Below are 17,760 nucleotides of genomic sequence, written 5' to 3'. Positions count from 1 at the left end.
CGCACCCCCACCGGTTTTGCCGATAGGGGTGCGCGCTGGTCCTTGCGGGTTCCGCCGCTGTTATTTCAGCTGCGTCACGGTCAGCTTGCCGTTCACCCGCTCGGCCACGAATTGCACTTTCGCGCCTTCCTGCAATTTCGCCAGCATGGCTTCGTCCTTGACGTCGAAGACCATGGTCATTGCCGGCATGTCCAGATTTTTCAGTTCCTCATGGATAAGCGTGACTTTTTTAGCCTTGGTATCGAGTTTCTTCACCGTGCCGGCGGTGAATTCCTGTGCGAAGGCGCCGGCGGCAGAGGCGAAAAAGAGGGCTGCGGCGAGGGTGGTGTTGATGACTGTTTTCATGGATCGGTTTCCTTGTTTGCTTACTTTTTGGCAACGGTGACATCGCCGTGCATGCCGGCGTCGTAATGTCCGGGCACAAGGCAGGCGACCTTGAAGACGCCGTCATTGGTGAACCTCCAGACGATTTCTCCCGTCTTGCCAGGCGCCAGGCGGATGGCGTTCGGATCGGCATGTTCCATCTCGGGGAATTTCTCCATCAGCCCCTTGTGTTCCATGACCTTCGCTTCTTCATCGAGAACGAATTCATGATCGAGCTCGCCTTCGTTCTTGACGGTGAAGCGGATGGTCTGGTCCTTGCGGACCCTGAAGCTGTTGGGCGTGAAGATCATCTTGCCATCCGGTGTTTCCTTCATGCTGACGCGGATGGTCTGGGTGACTTTCGTGGCGTCGCCGGGCTCACCCACTGCCATCGCCTCGCTGTGTCCGCCGGCGTGGCTGCCGGCCGCGAGAGCGGGGGTCGCAAGTGCTGCCAGCACAAGGCCAAGAATTGCAGTGTTCATGTCGTTTTCCTTTTTCGTTTGGGAATGTTGATGATCAGCCATGGTTCGAATGGGCCGATGGGGGCTGCGTGCTTGCATCTTTGGCTTTGGGTGCGTCGGGCAGGTTGCCCGTCCACTCAAAGGCCTGTGTGCCGGGCGGGTTTTGATACCAGCCCGGATCGGCGTAATCGCCTGCGGAGATACCTTCGCGGACCTTCACCACCGAGAACATGCCGCCCATTTCGATGGGGCCGTGCGGACCCCAACCGGTCATCATGGGCACGGTGTTTTCGGGTATCTCCATCGACATTTCGGCCATGTCAGCCATGCCGGCAGTGCCCATCGGCATGTATTCGGGGCGGATCTGCCGGATTTTCTTGGCGACTTCCTTTTTGTCGACACCGATGAATGTCGGGATTTCGTGACCCATGGCGTTCATGGTGTGGTGCGACTTGTGGCAATGGATCGCCCAGTCGCCCTCATATTTGGCGTCGAACTCGTAAGCGCGCATCGCGCCGACGGGAATGTCGATGCTGACTTCCGGCCACCGCGCCTCGGGTCGCACCCAGCCGCCATCGGTGCAGGTGACCTCGAAGTCGTAACCATGCATGTGGATCGGATGGTTGGTCATGGTCAGGTTGCCGACCCGCACCCGCACCCTGTCGTTTTTCGACACGACCAGCGGATCGATGCCGGGAAAGACCCGGCTGTTCCAGGTCCAGAGATTAAAATCGGTCATCTCCATGACACGGGGCACGTAAGTTCCCGGGTCGATGTCGAAGGCGCTGAGCAGGAACACGAAGTCCCGGTCCACCGGCATGAATGCCGGATCCTTGGGATGCACGACGAAAAAGCCCATCATCCCCATGGCCATCTGCACCATCTCGTCGGAATGCGGGTGGTACATGAAGGTGCCGGATTTCACGAGATCGAACTCGTAAACGAAGGTTTTGCCAACCGGAATATGCGGCTGCGACAGGCCGCCGACACCGTCCATGCCCGAAGGCAGGATCATGCCATGCCAGTGAACCGTCGTATGTTCGGGCAATTTGTTGGTGACGAATATACGCACCCGGTCACCCTCCACAGCTTCGATGGTCGGGCCGGGGGATTGGCCGTTGTAACCCCACAGATAGGCGGTCATGCCTTCGGCCATCTCGCGTTCCACCGGTTCGGCGACGAGGTGGAATTCCTTGACGCCGTTGTTCATCCGGAAGGGCAGTGTCCATCCGTTGAGGGTGACGACCGGGTTGTAATCCGGGCCGGTTGAGGGGCGGGTGGGTGCCTGGGTCGCAGCGCCTTCCATGCTGGCTGCTTCCGGCAGGCCCATATTGGAAGTCTGCGCCCAGGTTTTGGAGGAGACGAGCGCCGCGCCGGCGGCGCCTGCTCCAAGCAATTGTCTTCTGCTGAACATTCCCGTTTCCTTTCTCAATGACCGCCGCCTGCCGGCGCTTCCGCCGATGCGACTTCGGTTTCGGCCGCGGCACTGCCCGTGCTTCCGCCATAGATGACGGGGGCAAGGTTGGCTTCGGCCAACCAGAAGTCGCGCTTGGCGTTGACTGCGAGGATGGTGGATTCGATTTTTTCGCGGGTATCGGCGATCAGCTCGAAGGTGCTGGTAATCATGCCGTTATAGGACAGCAGTGACTGCTCCTCGATCGCGCTGCGCAGGGGCAGGACATTGTTGCGGTAGTGGCGCGCAATGTCGTAATTCGACCTGTAGGCCAGATGGGCGGAACGGGCCTGCGAACGGATGTCGACGGCCAACCCGGCCAGCTGGTTGGCCGCCCGCATATAGGCGAGCTCGCCCTTGCGCAGACGCGCCTGCCCGGAATCGAAGATCGGGATCGTGAAGGACAGCGAGCCGGTTCTTGCAATGTCCGAACGGGTGGCCCCGTCCTCGCGCTCGCGTTCCTTCTCCCAGTTTCCGGCGAGCTCGATATCGGTGACGATGCGGGTGGCGTCTTCCAGACGATAGGATTGCGCGGTTGCCTGCAATTCGAGGCGGGCCACCTGCAAATCCATGCGTTTGTGAATTGCTTCCGCCTCGATATCGTTGCGCGCTATCAGGGTCTTGGGCAGGGAAGGAAGCCGGTTGGGTATCTGGAACTCGGCGTCCGTGCCGGAAAGGCCCATCAGCCGGATCAGCTCTTCCTTGGCGAGTTTTGCTGCCAGTCGCGCCTTTGCCGTTTCTCCCGTCAGTTCGGCATAGAATACATGCTCGCGGGCCTGGTTGGCCTTGGGCATCGAGCCCGCTTCGCCGATCTTTTTCGCAAGTTCCGAAGAGGCGTCGGCCGCGACCTTCGCCTGGTTGAGATAGGCGACGTTTTCCCAAGCGGCCACGGCGTTGATCCATGCCCGGCGGGTTTCCGCAGCAAGCGATACGGTGGCGATCGCCGCATTGACCTGAGCCTGACGGAAGCGTGTATCCGCCAGCCTGATATTCTTGTCGTAGGTCGCCAAAGCGAGAATATTGGCGGTGACGGCTCCTTCAAGCACGCGATACATGGCGAGCCCGGGCGTTCCGATGCCGTTCAGGTTGACGGAAAAAGTCGGAAAGACGGAGAGTTGCGTCTGCCAGGCGTCGGCAGCGCTGTCTCCAAGATCCGCATAGGATGCCTGCAGCCCCTTGTTGTTCAGCAGTGCGACCTGAACGGCGGTTTCGACGTCGATGGTCTTTTTGGCCATCAGCGCCTTGACGCGGTCGCGCACCACCTGCGCCTGCTGCTGGTTCTGCACCCAGACAGTCTGCTTGCCGGTTGCCTTGGCGCTTTTCAGTGTCGCATCGGCAAAGCCCGCATCCTTGGCGGCATAATCGGTCGTAACACAGCCTGCCGCGATGAGAGGAAACAGAAGGGAGGATACCAGTCTGATAGGACGCATGATCATCACGCGCCTCCCTTTACCGGCGCCTGTGCATCGTTCAGACCACGCCAGGGTTTCGGATCGACGGGAACGCGGTGCGTGTAAGCTCCGATCGGGTTTTGATAGGGTATGGGCCTGACGCTGGAGACAGTGTCGGGGCTGTTGGTCGATACGACGACTTCAGGTAAGGTGGCTGCGCATCCGCCCGCAAAAAGCGGCAGGGCAACCACCAGGAACAAACGTTTCATGGTGAAAATCCGGGAATAAGATCATGATTGCTCCAGCACGCTCACGCATGCAGGTGCAGGAAAGCCCGCTAAGCGGTTCCGGATATTCAGATATTAGGGGGGCGTTGAAGCTTCGGTGCCAGACCGGCGGCATGCGTATCGTCGATAAACGCACGCAGGGAAATGATGGTCGGATGGCTCAGGGATGAAGAGGGGCACGGAATGGCCGCGACACCACAATAATCCTGGCAGCAGGAATTCTTCGATTTTTCCTTGCTGGCGTGGTCGTGTTGATCGGCGTGGTCGCCGTGATCCTGAACGGCGGCGTCATGGTGACCCCGTCCAGCCGAATGGTCGTTCTCGATCTGGGAGATCGGGACGTCGTTTTCGGCATGCATTGCGGCATTGACGGTGGAAACGCTGTAGCCCGCCAGTGACAGTACCATCACCAGTCTGAACAACAGGGCCATCAATTTCGATGCTCGCAACATCCCATTCATGCGCTGTAGAAGAGCCGCAGTCCTGAAATTTGTCAATGGGTATCGCCCATAACCATCAACAAATAGGTTGGGCTCTACCGATCCAGCGCAACGATGCCCATCTCCAGTGTCTTTCCTGCCCAGAGCCCGCTCATGACGGTCTTCGTAAAACGACGGTCCGCAACTGTGAAGTTCTCCCCGAGAAAAAGCGGTCGCCTCTGTTGGGAAATTTCGCCGACAAGAAACTTCGACAGCGGTTTCTGCGGCAATTCATCATGGGGCGGCGGCAATTTCCGCTTTGCCGGAAAAGCGGCCAGAAACCCGCACCACCGAAAGGTGATGACAGGATTGGCGGCAACGCGCATCTGGAAGAGGACGGTGCGCTTCCAGTGCGCGCGCCAGACGAAGGTCATGATAGTCCAGAGCAGGGTGAATTCGGTTCGCGATTACGGCCGTAACCTTATCCGTTCTTAGAAAATCTCCATGAATGCGTCGTCGAGAATAAGCAGCTTGCGCGCCTGTGTGCGGGCATATTCCTCGTAAAACCCCTGTGAGATCCAGAGGGCGGAACGGCCCCGCTGCCCGGTCCAACCGATGCCACCGATCATTTCGGCCGCCGCAAGTTTGCGGCTGACATGGGTCCGCGACAGTGAAAGCGATTGCGCCAGTTGTGAGGCCGTCCTCACATCCGTCAGGTGCCTGCCATGTTCAAGAGGGCTTTCCCAGTCGATACCGGCAATCAGGCGGTCCATCAGCAAGCCGCCCGCATCGAACCAGTTGAAGATGATGGACAGCGGGCCGGGGCAGCGCACCTCCGGATTGGATAACAGCGCCTGTGCCACGCGAGGATGGATATGTCCGAGCATGATTTGGGACCCTTCGATGAAGCGTGAGGCCCTCAGCCCCTCGTCGATAAGGTCCAGTGCCTGAAAACGGACGTCATACCAATGGGCGAGCATCGCCAGCGTCAATGGTGAGGGTGCTACGCCATCGACCCTGTCGCTGTCGGATTGGGTCACCGGTCTCGTCAGCCCGCGTTTCAGCGCCTGCTTGAAGAAAGTGTAGGCACCCTCGTGGCTGGCGAGGCTGTTCTTCAGCGCCAGCTGTGCGAAATCCTCGCGGGTCAGGAAGGGTTCTCCCGTTTCCGTCTCGCAGATGCTGCGCTTATGGAAATAAAGCGCCACCAGCGCGTGGCAGAGAAGCCGGCTCTGACGTGTGGCGAAAAGCGCAGTCATCTCGGGTGAACCTTCATAAAGGCTTATGAAGCTCCCGGCCAACAGGCGCAACGCGGCCGTGAAAGATGCGGTTTGAACCAGCGCGTCGATTTCGTTCAGGGGTGGCCTGCTGCCCCTCGTGGCATTATCCGGCAGCCGGGAAATCGCAAAATCGAAAAAATTGGTCATGGCGCGCGCTCCTCGAATTGCCGGCATCACCTCTCTATGGAGGTGCATGGATTGAACGATCCATGGGCCTTACAGGGGCGGGGATGAGGCGTCTTCTCATTGCGCGCAGAGGCGAAATTTTAAACTGCGGGTGGGCCCATGAGGCGGGCATCGCCCGGCGCCATGCCATAGGCGGCGGCAAACACCCGGTAGAAGGTGGCGAGGCTGTCGAAACCGCAGCCATGCGCAATCTGTATGATCGGCAAGGCGGGAAATTCCAGCAGCAGCCGTTTTGCCTCCTCGATCCGCATGGCGGACAGGGTGCGGGAAAATGACAGTTCCGCGCCTTCGAACACGACGTGTAATTGCCGCAGTGAAATTCCCAGTTCTTTCGCCACTGCGGCGGGCGTGAGGTTTTGGCGGGATTTTTTCCGCATCATGATGTCCTGGGCCGCGTAACAAAGCCCGGTTCGAAGGGCGGCGCGCACCTCCGGCATGGCGGGAGAAAGCCGCCCGCGCGCCGTCATCGCAAGCCGGGTAATGTGGGTCACATCGCGGGCGGGATCGATGAGTCGGCCATGATCGGTATTCAGCGCGTTGAAGAGCGCCCGGAACGGCCGGGAGAAGGCGGCATTGTCTGCATAGCGGGCCGCAAACAGGTCATAGGTCGTCTGCCCGAGCATGACCTCGTAATCGACGGGGATTTTGAGCATCCGGAAATGAAAATGGTCTTCGCTGCCCGGTATGCCGGCATAAGGCAGATCCGAATGGTTGATGGTGATATCGCCGCCGCCGACGGCATGAACCCGGTCCCTGCCCGTGTAGAGCAGCCCGGAACCCCTGATCTGCAGGCCGATGCAGAGGCTGTCGCCGGCAATACGGGCAATGTCGGCTTCCGTGCGATCAACCCGGTAGGAGGAGGCGCGCATCTCGCTCACGACGGCGTTGGCGATGGCGCGCGCCTGAAATGATCCCTGAAAGCTGTGGCGGCGATCCCGCGCAAGCTCGATCGTTACGCCAAACAGGCTTTTGCCGCGCACCTCGCGCCATTGATCAAAGCGGTACTCGGGCAGGAAATCGTCGGTTGCGAAGCGGATGATGGTATTCGTGGCCTGGTCCTCCCCGACGATCCCGGCGGCCTATTTTTCTGTTGCGCGAAATCGAAGATGAACGAGCGGATAGGGTCGCCCCTGTCCGTCAAGATCGGAGCGGCCTGTCGGCTCGAAACCCAGCTTACGGTAAAAGCCCATGGCCTCGATGTTCTGTTCGTTGACATCGGTGGTCAGCTCGGGATGCGCGGCGATGGCCGCCTGCACCAGCGCCTTGCCGATGCCTTTGCCGTGATGATCCGGATCGATGAAAAGCGCCTCCATGTGCCCTTCATGCAGAAACATGAAGCCGAGCGGGTCATCCGAAGCATCGACCGCAAGCGTCAGGGGCATTTGCGGGAGGAAGGCTTTGACTTCCTCTCCGATCGCGGCGCGATCCGCCGGAAGAAGGAAGCCGTGGGTGGCATCGACGGCCCGGCTCCATATGTCGAGGATGCGGGTTGTGTCGCGGGTGGTGGAGGGGCGAAGTGTGATCATGTCCCACCCTTAGCAATTGCGATCTTTTCACGCCATGGGGCCGCCTTCATCTTTTTCGCGAGCACCTTTGCGGTCGATGAATTTCCGGGCCTGAAGCGGTCGATTTTTAGCTCCGCTGTCCAGCCGGATTAACGGAGCAGAGAATTTTCGCGAAAAAAGCGCTTGCAAAAACGGCGATAAAAAAAATAGATAAAAAGGAGTTCTATCTATTTATTTTGAAAGAGAGGCTGTCAAATGGATCAGATGATTGTGCCAATCGCCCGAAATCGGGCTGAAGTTCCCGTAATTGAAGCAAGCTCGGCACTCGAAGAAGCAAAAATTATCTATAATTTACCGTTTAACGATCTGCTTTTCCAAGCCCAACAGGTGCATCGCCGTCATTTCGATGCCAATGCCATCCAGATGAGCAGGCTCCTGTCCATCAAAACGGGTGGATGCCCTGAAGATTGCAGTTACTGCAGCCAATCCGCCCGCAACCCAACGGGTCTGAAGGCCTCCAAGCTCATGGAAGTGGAGCGGGTGCTGGCGGAGGCGCGCAAGGCGAAGGAAGGTGGGGCGACGCGTTATTGCATGGGTGCAGCCTGGCGCAACCCGAAGGAACGCGACATGGAGGCGGTGGTGGCCATGGTCGAGGGCGTCAAGGCTATGGGTATGGAGACCTGCATGACGCTCGGCATGCTGACGCCGGAGCAATCCGAACGGCTCGCCGATGCCGGGCTCGATTATTACAATCATAATGTCGATACGTCCGAGCGCTTTTATTCACAGATCATCACCACCCGCACTTTTGAGGATCGGCTGGAAACGCTCGCCAATGTCCGCGATGCGGGTATCAAGGTCTGTGCCGGCGGCATTCTCGGCATGGGAGAAACGGTCGAGGACCGCATTTCGATGCTGGTGACGCTTGCCAATCTGCCGGTTCCACCGGAAAGCGTGCCGATCAACATGCTGATCCCGATCCCCGGTTCCAAGCTCGCTGACGCCGATCCGGTCGACCCGATCGATTTTGTCCGCACCATCGCACTGGCACGAATCCTGATGCCGCGTTCGCATGTGCGGCTTTCCGCCGGGCGCACCGAGATGAGCGACGAGACGCAGGCGCTCTGTTTTCTGGCCGGGGCCAATTCCATTTTCGTCGGTGAAACGCTGCTGACGGCCGATAATCCGGGTGAGGATCACGATACGGCACTGTTCCGGCGTCTGGGTCTTAAGCCGATGGAGTTGCAGCCTGCACAATCGGGAGAGGGCCGGTGAACGCATCGGCACTCTCCGCTTACGAGGTGAAACTTGCCGGCCTGCACCGCAAATCGCGTCTACGGGCGCTCTCTCCCCATGAGGGGATCGATTTCACCTCCAACGACTATCTCGCGCTTGCCGATGCACCCCGGCTGAAGGCGGCGATTACCGAAGCAATCGAAAGGGGCGTGCCGGTTGGCGCTGGTGGCTCACGCTTGCTTCGCGGCAACCACCCGGAACATGAGGCGTTGGAGGCGGAGGCAGCAGCATTTTTCGGCACGGAAAAAACGATCTATTTCGGTAGCGGTTTCGCCGCCAATGTCGCACTTTTTTCCACCTTGCCGCTGCGGGACGATCTTGTGCTCTACGATGCGCTGATCCATGCGAGCGTGCATGATGGTATAGCGGCCGGCAAGGCGCAGGCGCTCGCTGTGCCGCATAACGAGGTCGAGGCATTCGAGCGGGAAATAAGCCGCTGGCGTCAGGCTGGCGGTCGTGGACGGCCGTGGATCGCGGTTGAAAGCCTTTATTCCATGGATGGCGACCGGGCGCGGCTTGCGGCGCTTGCCGATCTTGCCGAACGACATGGCGGTTTTCTTGTGGTCGATGAGGCGCATGCCACCGGCGTTTTCGGACCCGGTGGTCGTGGCCTTGCGGCAGAACTGGACGGGCGGGGCAACGTGGTGGCGCTGCACACCTGCGGCAAGGCTCTTGGCCTTTCCGGCGCACTTCTGAGCTTGCCTGCGGTTCTTGCCGACTACCTCATCAACCGCGCCCGGGGCTTCATCTATTCCACCGCGCCTTCGCCGCTAATGGCAGCGGCGGTGCGGGAAGCCTTGTCGATCATCGCCGAGGAAGGTTGGCGGCAGTCGCGGCTGGCGGAACTGATAAATTTTGCCGGTGAAGAACTAAACTCCCGGCTCGGGGTCACACCCAGCGGTTCGCAGATCATGCCGGTGATGATCGGCGACAACGCCCGTTCGCTCGGCATAGCTGCGCACCTGCGTGAAAGCGGTTTTGACGTACGGGCGATCCGCCCGCCGACGGTGCCGGAGGGAACGGCGCGCCTGCGTCTTTCCATCACGCTGAATGTGGATGAGAGCCAGATTGCCGGTATGGTCGGGCAGCTTGCCTTCGCATTGAAGGAGAAACGGGCATGAGCCTTCGTTTCGTTATTTCCGGCACCGATACGGGCATCGGCAAGACGGTTTTTGCCGCAGCGCTTACCCACGCCCTGCAGGCTTCCTACTGGAAGCCGGTCCAATCCGGGCTGGAAGAGGAGACCGATAGCCAGACCGTGGAGCGGCTGGGTGGTGCGCCGCGCACCCGCATCCTGCCGGAAGCGTATTGCCTCAAAATGCCTGCCTCGCCGCATCTTTCGGCGCGTCTCGAGAATGTGACGATCGATCCCGCACTCCTGCAACCGCCGGAAATAAGAGGGCCGCTGGTAATTGAAGGGGCGGGCGGGCTTCTGGTGCCGTTGACCGACAGATTGCTGTTTGCCGATATCTTCGCCGGCTGGCAAATCCCGCTGATCCTTTGCGCCAGAACTGCGCTCGGCACCATCAACCACACGCTGCTGTCGCTTGAGGCGCTGCGGTTGCGGGCCATTCCGGTGCATGGCCTGGTTTTCATCGGCGATGAGCACGCGGAAAATGAGCGCATCATCACCGATATCGGCGGGGTTCGTGCACTCGGCCGTCTGCCGCATCTGTCTCAGATGACCGCCGGGGCGCTGCATCAGGCTTTCGCTCAGCAATTTAATCCTGCCGATTTTCTGGAGGTGACGGCATGAGCCCTTCGCCCATCTGGCATCCCTTCACCCAGCACGGGCTGGAGCCGCCGATGAAACGCATCGTGTCGACGCAGGGTGCCTATCTCGTCGATGAGGATGGCACTCGGCTGTTCGATGCGATTTCATCCTGGTGGGTCATCACCCATGGTCACCGGCACCCGGCGATCATGGCCGCCATCCGTGCCGCGACAGAGGCCTTCGATCAGGTGATTTTTGCGGAGTTTTCCCACGAGCCTGCCGAGACGCTGGCAAGAGGGCTGATCGACATTGCCCCCGCCGGGCTGGAACACGTGTTTTATTCCGATAGCGGCTCGACCGCAGTGGAAGTGGCACTGAAAATGGCGCTCGGTTATTTCCATAATCGCGGAGAAAAGCGCGATCGCATCGTGGTGATGGAACATGGCTATCATGGCGATACGATCGGCACCATGTCCACCGGCGAACGTGGTGTGTTCAATGCCGCTTACGAGCCGCTGCTCTTCGGTGTCGACCGTCTGGCTTTTCCGGAACAGGGCAGCGCGCAGGCCACCCTCGATATTTTTGAACATTTCTGCCGTTCAGGCCGTGTCGCCGCCCTGTTGATTGAGCCGCTGGTGCTCGGCGCCGGCGGCATGAAGATGTATGGTGCTGATGTTCTGGTCGGGCTGAAACAGATTGCCGAACGCCATGGCTGCCTGTTCATTGCCGATGAGGTTATGACCGGCTGGGGCCGGACCGGAAGTCTTTTCGCATGCGAGCAAGCCGGAATTTCTCCGGATATTCTGTGCACGTCGAAGGGCCTGACCGGCGGTTCCCTGCCGCTGGCGGCCACGCTGTGCAGCGGCGATATCTTCGATGCGCATTTTTCGACCGACCGCCGCAAGACCTTTTTCCATTCGAGTTCCTACACCGCCAATCCGATTGCCTGCGCCGCTGCCGTCGCCAATCTCCAGGTCTGGCGGGATGAACCGGTGGCGCAGCGTATCGGGCAACTGGAACAGACGCTGGGCGACCATCTGCGGCGCTTTGCCGAAGACAGACGTTTCACCAATATCCGGCAGGCGGGCACCATAGCTGCACTCGATCTCGTGGCGCCTTCCGGTGGTTATCTCGCCGAAGCGGGACCGCGTATGCGGGGCCTGTTCCGCGAGCGCGGGCTTGTCATCCGCCCGCTCGGCAACGCGGTTTATCTTATGCCCCCCTATTGTTCGACATCAGACGATCTGGCCCGTGCCTTCGACGCCATCGATGAGGTGGCCTCGATCGTCACCGAAGCCATTGACATACCTGCGACCGGAATCGTGTGACACCGGACATCCGCATCCTCCTGAAGATTCTTGAAAGACCAGACAATGCAGACACTTTCTTCGCGTATGGCCGGCTTTGGACATGCCGTTCCGGGGCGGTGCGTCGGCAATGACGAGATAGAGCTGCGCCTTGGGCTGGAGACCGGCTGGATCGAGCGGCGAACCGGCATCCGCAGGCGTTATTGGGCGCAGGAAGGCGACACGCTAAGCGGCCTTGCCGCCGAAGCCGGCCGCATGGCGCTGGAAGATGCGGAAATCGCCCGTGACGATATCGCGCTCACATTGCTGGCAACTTCCACGCCGGACCATCTCTTGCCACCCTCCGCACCGCTGCTTGCCCATCGGCTGAGCCTGGCGCAATCGGGCGGCATCGATCTCGCCGGCGCCTGTTCCGGCTTTCTTTATGCGCTCACCCTTGCCGATGGTTTTGTCCGCACCCATGGTCGCGCCGTGCTTGTCGTGGCGGCCAATATTCTGAGCCGCCGCATCAACCTTCAGGAAAGGGCGAGCGCTGTCCTTTTTGCCGATGCTGCCGGGGCGATTGTGCTTAAACCGTGCCGGGAAGCGCAGCGTGGCCTGCTTTCGGCCGATCTGCGGTCTGATGGCAGCGGTTACGATCTGATCCGGATAGCCGCAGGCGGCAGCAGCCAGCCGTTCTCCGCTGACACGCCCACCGGGGAAACGCTGATGACGATGCGCGACGGCCGCGAGGTCTTCTCCCGCGCCGTGGCGTTGATGACCCGGACCTCACAGCGTGTGCTGCAACAGGCGGAGCTATCGGCGACGAATATCGACCGTTTCGTGCCTCATCAGGCCAATGCCCGCATGTTCGATGCCGTTTGCGACAATCTCGACATCGACCGGCAAAAAACCGTCCGCACGGTCGAGAGCTTCGGCAATTCCTCTGCCGCGACCATTCCGCTGTCGCTCTCCGTGGCCAATGCTGAAAGGCGCATCGCAAAGGGCGAGACGTTATTGCTCACCGCCGCAGGAGCCGGTTTGACCGGCGGGGCAATTGTTTATCGGCACTAGCGCGGTAACATTGCGCAGAACGAAACGCGAAATATGTCGGTGGGTAGATGTTTGATTTTATTTGAAGAAATTGGCTGGGGAACCTGGATTCGAACCAAGATCGACGGAGTCAGAGTCCGCTGTTCTACCATTGAACTATTCCCCAAAGGCGTGAAGCGCGTGGCGCGTTTGCTTTGGTGGGTCGTCATATAGATGATTTATGCCGGGGCGCAAGTCGAAAAAATCGAAAAATGCGTTTTCACCCCTCTTTTGCGTTTCATCCCCGGATCAGAGCCTTGCGCGGGTGGAACGCGGGGTAGAAAGCAGCAGGCTGGTCTCGCTGCCGGTGATGCCGGGCACCAGGCGGATGCGGCGCAGCACGGCGTCGAAATCGCTGAGTGTGGCGGCGTTGAGTTCCACGATCAGGTCCCAGCGGCCATTGGTGGTGTGGATCTCGGATATTTCCGGGAAGCCGCCAAGGGTGCGGATGACGCGGTCCGTCACATGGCCTTCAATCTCGATCATCATGATACCGCGGATTGCCGCTTCCACCGCATCGGCGCGCAGGATGACGGTGTAGCCGATGATGGTGCCGTCGTTTTCCATTCTTTCGATGCGGGAGCGAACCGTGGCGCGCGAGGTTTCCGTCTCCACTGCAAGATCGGAAATGCTGCGCCTGCCGTTGTGCCGCAAAAGGGTGACGAGCCGTTCGTCGAGATTGTCCATGATTACCAGTTTGATAAAGTGATTTTGCCAGATTGATAGTTCATTTCGATAATCTTGCCAATATTTGATGTTCAATCCGCCATATCTCTATGGTTTAGTGATGGTGTTGGTTGGGAAAGCGAGGACGGGAATGGATATCAGGCTTATTGGTGCACCTCTGCAGATCGGAGCGGGGCAATTGGGATGCGAAATGGGACCGAGCGCCTATCGCATCGCCGGCCTCATGCGTGCGCTGGAGGATCTGGGGCACCGGGTGGTCGATACCGGCAACGTGACGCCGGCGCCGCTGAAGGAATTTCACCACCCCAACCCGGCCGTGCATCATCTGGAAGAAACCGTGGCCTGGACCGAGGCGCTGACGGAGGCGGCCTATCGCGAGAGTGCGGATGCCGTGCCGATCTTTCTTGGCGGCGACCATGCGATTTCGGCAGGAACCGTGGCTGGCATGGCGCGGCGGGTTGCCGAGACGGGCCGGCCGTTTTTCGTGCTGTGGCTTGATGCCCATACCGATTATCACACGCTGGAGACGACGCGCAGCGGCAATCTTCATGGCACGCCCGTTGCCTATTTCAGCGGCCGTGACGGGTTTGCCGGTTATTTCCCGCCGCTCTCCCACGCCGTGCCGGAAGAAAATATCGGCATGATCGGTATCCGCAGCGTCGATCCCGCCGAAAGGGCGGCGCTGGAAAAGAGCGGCATCACCGTGCACGACATGCGCTCCATAGACGAGCACGGCGTTGCGGTTCTGCTGCGCGAATTTCTCGCCCGCGTTCAGGCGGCAAATGGTTTGCTGCATGTCAGCCTCGATGTCGATTTTCTCGAGCCGTCGATTGCGCCTGCGGTCGGCACCACCGTTCCCGGCGGCGCGACGTTCCGCGAAGCGCATCTGGTGATGGAAATGCTGCATGATAGCGGGCTGGTCTGCAGTCTCGATCTTGTGGAACTCAACCCGTTCCTTGATGAGCGCGGCAGGACGGCGACGCTGATGGTCGATCTCGCCGCCAGCCTGATGGGCAAGCGGGTCATGGACCGCCCGACGCGGGCAGGCTGAAAGGGGTGATGCGATGACCGTGATACCGAACCTCAATATCGTTCCCTTCGTCAGCGTCGACCATATGATGAAGCTCGTTCTGCGGGTGGGAATCGACACCTTCCTGCGCGAGCTTGCCGATGTGGTGGAGGAAGATTTCCGCCGCTGGGAGAGCTTCGACAAGACGCCACGCATCGCTTCACATTCGAAGGAGGGCGTCATCGAGCTGATGCCGACTAGCGACGGCACGCTATACGGCTTCAAATATGTCAACGGCCATCCGAAGAACATGAAGGAAGGCCGCCAGACGGTGACGGCCTTCGGCGTGCTTTCCGATGTGGGTAACGGCTATCCGCTGCTTCTGACTGAAATGACGATCCTGACGGCGCTGCGCACTGCCGCTACTTCGGCCGTTGCCGCCAGGCATCTTGCCCGCCCCAATTCCCGCTCCATGGCCATCATCGGCAATGGCGCCCAGAGCGAGTTCCAGGCGCGCGCTTTCAAGGCCATCCTTGGCATCGACACGTTGCGGCTTTTTGATATCGACCGGTCGGCCAGCGAAAAATGCGCCCGCAATCTTGGCGGACAGGGTTTTGCCATCGAAATCTGCAATAGCGCTGAGGAGGCGGTGGAAGGCGCGGATATCATCACGACAGTCACCGCTGACAAGCAATATGCGACGATCCTGACCGACAACATGGTTGGCCCCGGCATTCATATCAACGCCGTCGGCGGTGATTGTCCGGGCAAGACGGAACTGCACCGGGATATCCTGCTGCGATCCGATATTTTCGTCGAATATCCGCCGCAGACGCGCATCGAAGGCGAAATCCAGCAATTGCCGGCGGATTATGCCGTGACCGAGTTATGGCAGGTCATTGCCGGCGAAAAACAGGGCCGGACCGGCGAGAGGCAGATCACCCTGTTCGACAGCGTCGGCTTTGCAACGGAAGATTTCTCCGCGCTGCGCTATGTGCGCTCGAAACTGCCGGGCACCGGTCTTTATGCGGAGCTGGATCTCCTGGCTGATCCGGATGAGCCACGCGATCTGTTCGGCATGTTGCTGCGTTGTGAGGCGGCTCTCGCCTGAGAGGACAGATTCAAGGTGGGGCTGGCGCTCAGCCGGCTCCCGCGCTTTTCTTCCGGCCGACCACATGTTCCCGCCAGATGGTGAAGAGGCCGGCGGCAATGACGATTGCTGCGCCCAGAACCATGTTTGACGTCACGACCTCGCCATAGATGGTGACGCCGATGATGGAAACGAGCACGAGCTGATAATAGGAGAACGGCTGCACGGAAGCTGCATCCGCCAGTTCGAACGCTTTTATCAGGCAATAATGACCGCTCATGCCGGTAATGCAGAGCGCCAGCATCCATCCCCAGTCATAGGGCGCGAGGCTGACCCAATAAAACGGCCCGACCAGCGTCAGGGCCACTGCACCGGCCACACCGGTGTAGAAAAAGCTCGTCATTGCCGTATCGCTCCGGCTGCCGAGGCGGGTGAGCACGCCGTAAAGTGCCAGCATGAAGGCGGCGATGAAGGTTATGATCAGGCTGTTGTCGAAACCTTCGCCATCCGGCTTCAGGATGACGAGAACCCCGATGAAGCCGACAAAAATGGCGCACCAGCGTCGCCAGCCGACCTTTTCGCCAAGCAGCGGCACGGAAAGTGCAGCGACGATGAGCGGCGCGGAAGCGATGATCGAGTGGCTGTGCGCCAGCCCGACAATGGCGAAAGAGAAGATCGAAAAAACGATCTGTACCGCCAGCAGAACGCCGCGGCCGATCTGCAGCCACGGACGGTTGGCCATGACGGCACCCCGGATGCCGCCCGCCGACCTTGCGGCCATCAACAGAACGAAGACGGCAAAGGCCCAGTAGCGCAGCATGGCGATGAAGACGGGCGGATAGGCGCTGCCCAGATGTTTCGAGATGCCATCCTGCGCCGCAAATATCGTGAAGGCGACAAGCGCATATAGAAAACCGGTCTTGGGTGATGGCATGAAAAAACCGCTGTCCGGCTGCGTGCCGGCAAAAGAGGATTCGGCGTGAATGAGGTGGGTAACAGCCATATGTTACGGCCGCACCTTGTCAGACAACCTTATTTTCCGAATAGCTGCCATGCAAGTCCGGCGGCTGCCTTTTTGACAGGCAGCCTGTTTCCGGAGGCGCGGGGAATAATCGGCTTTTCTCAAAAAAACCGGAAAACTCACCCTCGGGCCAAACCCGAGGGTGACGATGAGACCGGCTTCAGCCGATTGTCACGGCCGTCTTGGAGGTCGCGGATTTCAGCGCGGCGTCGGCCAGTTTCAGCGCGATCAGACCGTCCTTGATGGAGGGCGACGGCGCGACGTTATTCTCGATGCTGTCGATGAAAGCGGTGATTTCCGCCGCATAGGCCGCCGTGTAACGCGTCATGAAGAAATCATGCAGCGGCGGGCGGGTATAACCGTCGGCATTGGCGATCTCGATGGAGACCGGACGCTGGTTTTCGGCCGCTGCCGAACCGAGAGAACCATGCACTTCGATACGCTGGTCGTAACCATAGGTCGCGCGGCGGGAATTCGAAATCACCGCCTGCCTGCCGCTTTTCGTTGTCAGAATGATGCTGGCGCTGTCGAAATCACCAAGCGCGCCGATTTCCGGATTGACGAGAACCGAACCGGTGGCAAACACGCTGTCCACTTCTTCGCCCAGGAGGAAGCGGGCCATGTCGAAATCATGAATGGTCATGTCGCGGAAGATGCCGCCGGAAACCTTGATATATTCAGCCGGCGGCGGGCCAGGGTCGCGGCTGGTGATGGTAACCATTTCCACCTTGCCAATGCGGCCATCTTCGATTGCCTTATGCACGGCCTGAAAATGCGGGTCAAAACGGCGGTTGAAACCGAGCATCACCTTCGCGCCGGTTTCTTCAACCACCTTGGCGCAGGCTTCCGCGCGGGCAACATCGAGATCAACGGGCTTTTCGCAGAAGATGGCCTTGCCGGCGCGGGCGAAACGCTCGATCAGGTCGGCATGGGTGTTGGTCGGTGTGCAGATGATGACGGCGTCGATCGTTTTGTCGGCCAGAACCTCGTCGATCGTGCTGACCTTGCACTGCGCTTCGCGGGCAATTGCTTCCGCGGCACCGGCCATGGCGTCGACAACGGCCACCAGCTGCGCACGGCTGTCGGTGGTGATCGCCTTGGCGTGGACCTTGCCGATCCGTCCAGCGCCGAGCAGTGCCAATTTCGTAACCATCTTTCCTCCGGTTCCTCATACCCGCCCTCACTCCCGGAGAGACAGAATATGAATGCAAACAATGTTTCGA

Annotated in this window: 20 protein-coding genes and 1 tRNA gene; 7 read left to right on the top strand and 14 right to left on the bottom strand. The window is 59.8% G+C overall.

Features of this window, described 5'->3' with window-relative positions; all coding sequences use genetic code 11:
- Positions 1–60: 60 nt before the first annotated feature.
- The 10 genes from M0412_RS19830 to M0412_RS19785 all read right to left on the bottom strand — a co-directional run bounded on the left by M0412_RS19830 (position 61) and on the right by M0412_RS19785 (position 7,363).
- On the bottom strand, positions 61–345 hold the full coding sequence (locus tag M0412_RS19830) for a copper-binding protein (RefSeq protein ID WP_174032639.1): 285 nt from the start codon (positions 343–345) through the stop codon (positions 61–63).
- A 20-nt stretch (positions 346–365) separates the two neighbouring features.
- On the bottom strand, positions 366–845 hold the full coding sequence (locus M0412_RS19825; protein ID WP_269701499.1) for a plastocyanin/azurin family copper-binding protein: 480 nt from the start codon (positions 843–845) through the stop codon (positions 366–368).
- A 34-nt stretch (positions 846–879) separates the two neighbouring features.
- Entirely contained in the window at positions 880–2,238 is a 1,359-nt protein-coding gene (locus tag M0412_RS19820) for a multicopper oxidase family protein (protein WP_269701501.1), read from the bottom strand.
- A gap of 14 nt (positions 2,239–2,252) precedes the next feature.
- A complete protein-coding gene (locus M0412_RS19815; RefSeq protein ID WP_269701503.1) occupies positions 2,253–3,713 on the bottom strand; it encodes a TolC family protein in 1,461 nt (486 codons plus the stop codon).
- Positions 3,713–3,937: a hypothetical protein gene (locus M0412_RS19810; RefSeq protein ID WP_269701505.1), complete on the bottom strand. Its 225-nt coding sequence runs from the start codon at positions 3,935–3,937 to the stop codon at positions 3,713–3,715. The genes M0412_RS19815 and M0412_RS19810 overlap by 1 nt, the downstream gene beginning before the upstream one ends.
- A gap of 86 nt (positions 3,938–4,023) precedes the next feature.
- Entirely contained in the window at positions 4,024–4,386 is a 363-nt protein-coding gene (locus tag M0412_RS19805; RefSeq protein ID WP_269701507.1) for a hypothetical protein, read from the bottom strand.
- Between the two features lie 104 nt (positions 4,387–4,490).
- Positions 4,491–4,808, bottom strand: coding sequence for a DUF535 family protein (locus tag M0412_RS19800; RefSeq protein WP_269701509.1), 318 nt, complete (start codon positions 4,806–4,808; stop codon positions 4,491–4,493).
- A 57-nt stretch (positions 4,809–4,865) separates the two neighbouring features.
- A complete protein-coding gene (locus M0412_RS19795; protein ID WP_269701511.1) occupies positions 4,866–5,798 on the bottom strand; it encodes a hypothetical protein in 933 nt (310 codons plus the stop codon).
- A gap of 119 nt (positions 5,799–5,917) precedes the next feature.
- On the bottom strand, positions 5,918–6,817 hold the full coding sequence (locus M0412_RS19790) for a helix-turn-helix transcriptional regulator (RefSeq protein ID WP_269701513.1): 900 nt from the start codon (positions 6,815–6,817) through the stop codon (positions 5,918–5,920).
- Between the two features lie 99 nt (positions 6,818–6,916).
- Positions 6,917–7,363 carry an acetyltransferase gene (locus M0412_RS19785; RefSeq protein WP_269701515.1) on the bottom strand — a complete coding sequence of 149 codons (447 nt, stop codon included), beginning with the start codon at positions 7,361–7,363 and terminating at the stop codon, positions 6,917–6,919.
- Positions 7,364–7,597: 234 nt separating this feature from the next.
- On the opposite strand from M0412_RS19785, the gene bioB reads away from it, so the two are divergent.
- Genes bioB through M0412_RS19760 form a run of 5 tightly spaced genes read left to right on the top strand, consistent with a single transcriptional unit; the run spans position 7,598 to position 12,712 of the window.
- Positions 7,598–8,617, top strand: coding sequence for a biotin synthase BioB (gene bioB, locus M0412_RS19780; RefSeq protein WP_269701517.1), 1,020 nt, complete (start codon positions 7,598–7,600; stop codon positions 8,615–8,617).
- Positions 8,614–9,759, top strand: coding sequence for an 8-amino-7-oxononanoate synthase (locus M0412_RS19775; protein WP_269701519.1), 1,146 nt, complete (start codon positions 8,614–8,616; stop codon positions 9,757–9,759). The genes bioB and M0412_RS19775 overlap by 4 nt, the downstream gene beginning before the upstream one ends.
- Entirely contained in the window at positions 9,756–10,394 is a 639-nt protein-coding gene (gene bioD, locus M0412_RS19770; protein WP_269701521.1) for a dethiobiotin synthase, read from the top strand. Before M0412_RS19775 ends, bioD begins: the two co-directional genes overlap by 4 nt.
- Positions 10,391–11,680, top strand: a complete 1,290-nt coding sequence (locus M0412_RS19765; protein ID WP_269701523.1) for an adenosylmethionine--8-amino-7-oxononanoate transaminase — start codon at positions 10,391–10,393, stop codon at positions 11,678–11,680. The genes bioD and M0412_RS19765 overlap by 4 nt, the downstream gene beginning before the upstream one ends.
- A gap of 45 nt (positions 11,681–11,725) precedes the next feature.
- Positions 11,726–12,712 (top strand): beta-ketoacyl-ACP synthase III, encoded by a 987-nt coding sequence (locus tag M0412_RS19760; RefSeq protein WP_269701525.1) that lies wholly within the window; start codon positions 11,726–11,728, stop codon positions 12,710–12,712.
- A 71-nt stretch (positions 12,713–12,783) separates the two neighbouring features.
- Here the strand turns inward: M0412_RS19760 and M0412_RS19755 are convergent.
- Both M0412_RS19755 and M0412_RS19750 read right to left on the bottom strand, forming a co-directional pair.
- Positions 12,784–12,857 (bottom strand) — tRNA-Gln (locus M0412_RS19755).
- Positions 12,858–12,979: 122 nt separating this feature from the next.
- Positions 12,980–13,417 (bottom strand): Lrp/AsnC family transcriptional regulator, encoded by a 438-nt coding sequence (locus M0412_RS19750; RefSeq protein WP_065116260.1) that lies wholly within the window; start codon positions 13,415–13,417, stop codon positions 12,980–12,982.
- Positions 13,418–13,547: 130 nt separating this feature from the next.
- On the opposite strand from M0412_RS19750, the gene rocF reads away from it, so the two are divergent.
- Positions 13,548–14,468 (top strand): arginase, encoded by a 921-nt coding sequence (rocF, locus tag M0412_RS19745; protein ID WP_269701531.1) that lies wholly within the window; start codon positions 13,548–13,550, stop codon positions 14,466–14,468.
- Positions 14,469–14,481: 13 nt separating this feature from the next.
- The gene (locus M0412_RS19740; protein ID WP_269701533.1) at positions 14,482–15,537 is read left to right on the top strand and encodes an ornithine cyclodeaminase; all 1,056 of its coding nucleotides are present in this window, start codon (positions 14,482–14,484) and stop codon (positions 15,535–15,537) included.
- A gap of 28 nt (positions 15,538–15,565) precedes the next feature.
- On the opposite strand, the gene M0412_RS19735 is transcribed toward M0412_RS19740, so the two are convergent.
- Complete coding sequence (locus M0412_RS19735; protein ID WP_269701785.1) at positions 15,566–16,450, bottom strand: DMT family transporter; 885 nt, start codon at positions 16,448–16,450, stop codon at positions 15,566–15,568.
- Between the two features lie 247 nt (positions 16,451–16,697).
- Positions 16,698–17,690, bottom strand: a complete 993-nt coding sequence (iolG, locus tag M0412_RS19730) for an inositol 2-dehydrogenase (RefSeq protein WP_142842518.1) — start codon at positions 17,688–17,690, stop codon at positions 16,698–16,700.
- Positions 17,691–17,760: the final 70 nt, after the last annotated feature.

Origin of the sequence: Agrobacterium sp. O3.4 (assembly GCF_041414895.1) — a bacterium.
Lineage (GTDB): Bacteria > Pseudomonadota > Alphaproteobacteria > Rhizobiales > Rhizobiaceae > Agrobacterium > Agrobacterium cucumeris.
This window is presented reverse-complemented; position numbering and strand designations above follow the sequence as displayed.

Bases quoted from the DNA above. Each gene is read 5' to 3' on its own strand.
- M0412_RS19830 (WP_174032639.1), bottom strand. From the start codon at position 345: ATGAAAACAGTCATCAACACCACCCTCGCCGCAGCCCTCTTTTTCGCC.
- M0412_RS19825 (WP_269701499.1), bottom strand. From the start codon at position 845: ATGAACACTGCAATTCTTGGCCTTGTGCTGGCAGCACTTGCGACCCCC.
- M0412_RS19820 (WP_269701501.1), bottom strand. From the start codon at position 2,238: ATGTTCAGCAGAAGACAATTGCTTGGAGCAGGCGCCGCCGGCGCGGCG.
- M0412_RS19815 (WP_269701503.1), bottom strand. From the start codon at position 3,713: ATGATCATGCGTCCTATCAGACTGGTATCCTCCCTTCTGTTTCCTCTC.
- M0412_RS19810 (WP_269701505.1), bottom strand. From the start codon at position 3,937: ATGAAACGTTTGTTCCTGGTGGTTGCCCTGCCGCTTTTTGCGGGCGGA.
- M0412_RS19805 (WP_269701507.1), bottom strand. From the start codon at position 4,386: ATGGCCCTGTTGTTCAGACTGGTGATGGTACTGTCACTGGCGGGCTAC.
- M0412_RS19800 (WP_269701509.1), bottom strand. From the start codon at position 4,808: ATGACCTTCGTCTGGCGCGCGCACTGGAAGCGCACCGTCCTCTTCCAG.
- M0412_RS19795 (WP_269701511.1), bottom strand. From the start codon at position 5,798: ATGACCAATTTTTTCGATTTTGCGATTTCCCGGCTGCCGGATAATGCC.
- M0412_RS19785 (WP_269701515.1), bottom strand. From the start codon at position 7,363: ATGATCACACTTCGCCCCTCCACCACCCGCGACACAACCCGCATCCTC.
- bioB (WP_269701517.1), top strand. From the start codon at position 7,598: ATGGATCAGATGATTGTGCCAATCGCCCGAAATCGGGCTGAAGTTCCC.
- bioD (WP_269701521.1), top strand. From the start codon at position 9,756: ATGAGCCTTCGTTTCGTTATTTCCGGCACCGATACGGGCATCGGCAAG.
- M0412_RS19765 (WP_269701523.1), top strand. From the start codon at position 10,391: ATGAGCCCTTCGCCCATCTGGCATCCCTTCACCCAGCACGGGCTGGAG.
- M0412_RS19760 (WP_269701525.1), top strand. From the start codon at position 11,726: ATGCAGACACTTTCTTCGCGTATGGCCGGCTTTGGACATGCCGTTCCG.
- M0412_RS19750 (WP_065116260.1), bottom strand. From the start codon at position 13,417: ATGGACAATCTCGACGAACGGCTCGTCACCCTTTTGCGGCACAACGGC.
- rocF (WP_269701531.1), top strand. From the start codon at position 13,548: ATGGATATCAGGCTTATTGGTGCACCTCTGCAGATCGGAGCGGGGCAA.
- M0412_RS19740 (WP_269701533.1), top strand. From the start codon at position 14,482: ATGACCGTGATACCGAACCTCAATATCGTTCCCTTCGTCAGCGTCGAC.
- M0412_RS19735 (WP_269701785.1), bottom strand. From the start codon at position 16,450: ATGCCATCACCCAAGACCGGTTTTCTATATGCGCTTGTCGCCTTCACG.
- iolG (WP_142842518.1), bottom strand. From the start codon at position 17,690: ATGGTTACGAAATTGGCACTGCTCGGCGCTGGACGGATCGGCAAGGTC.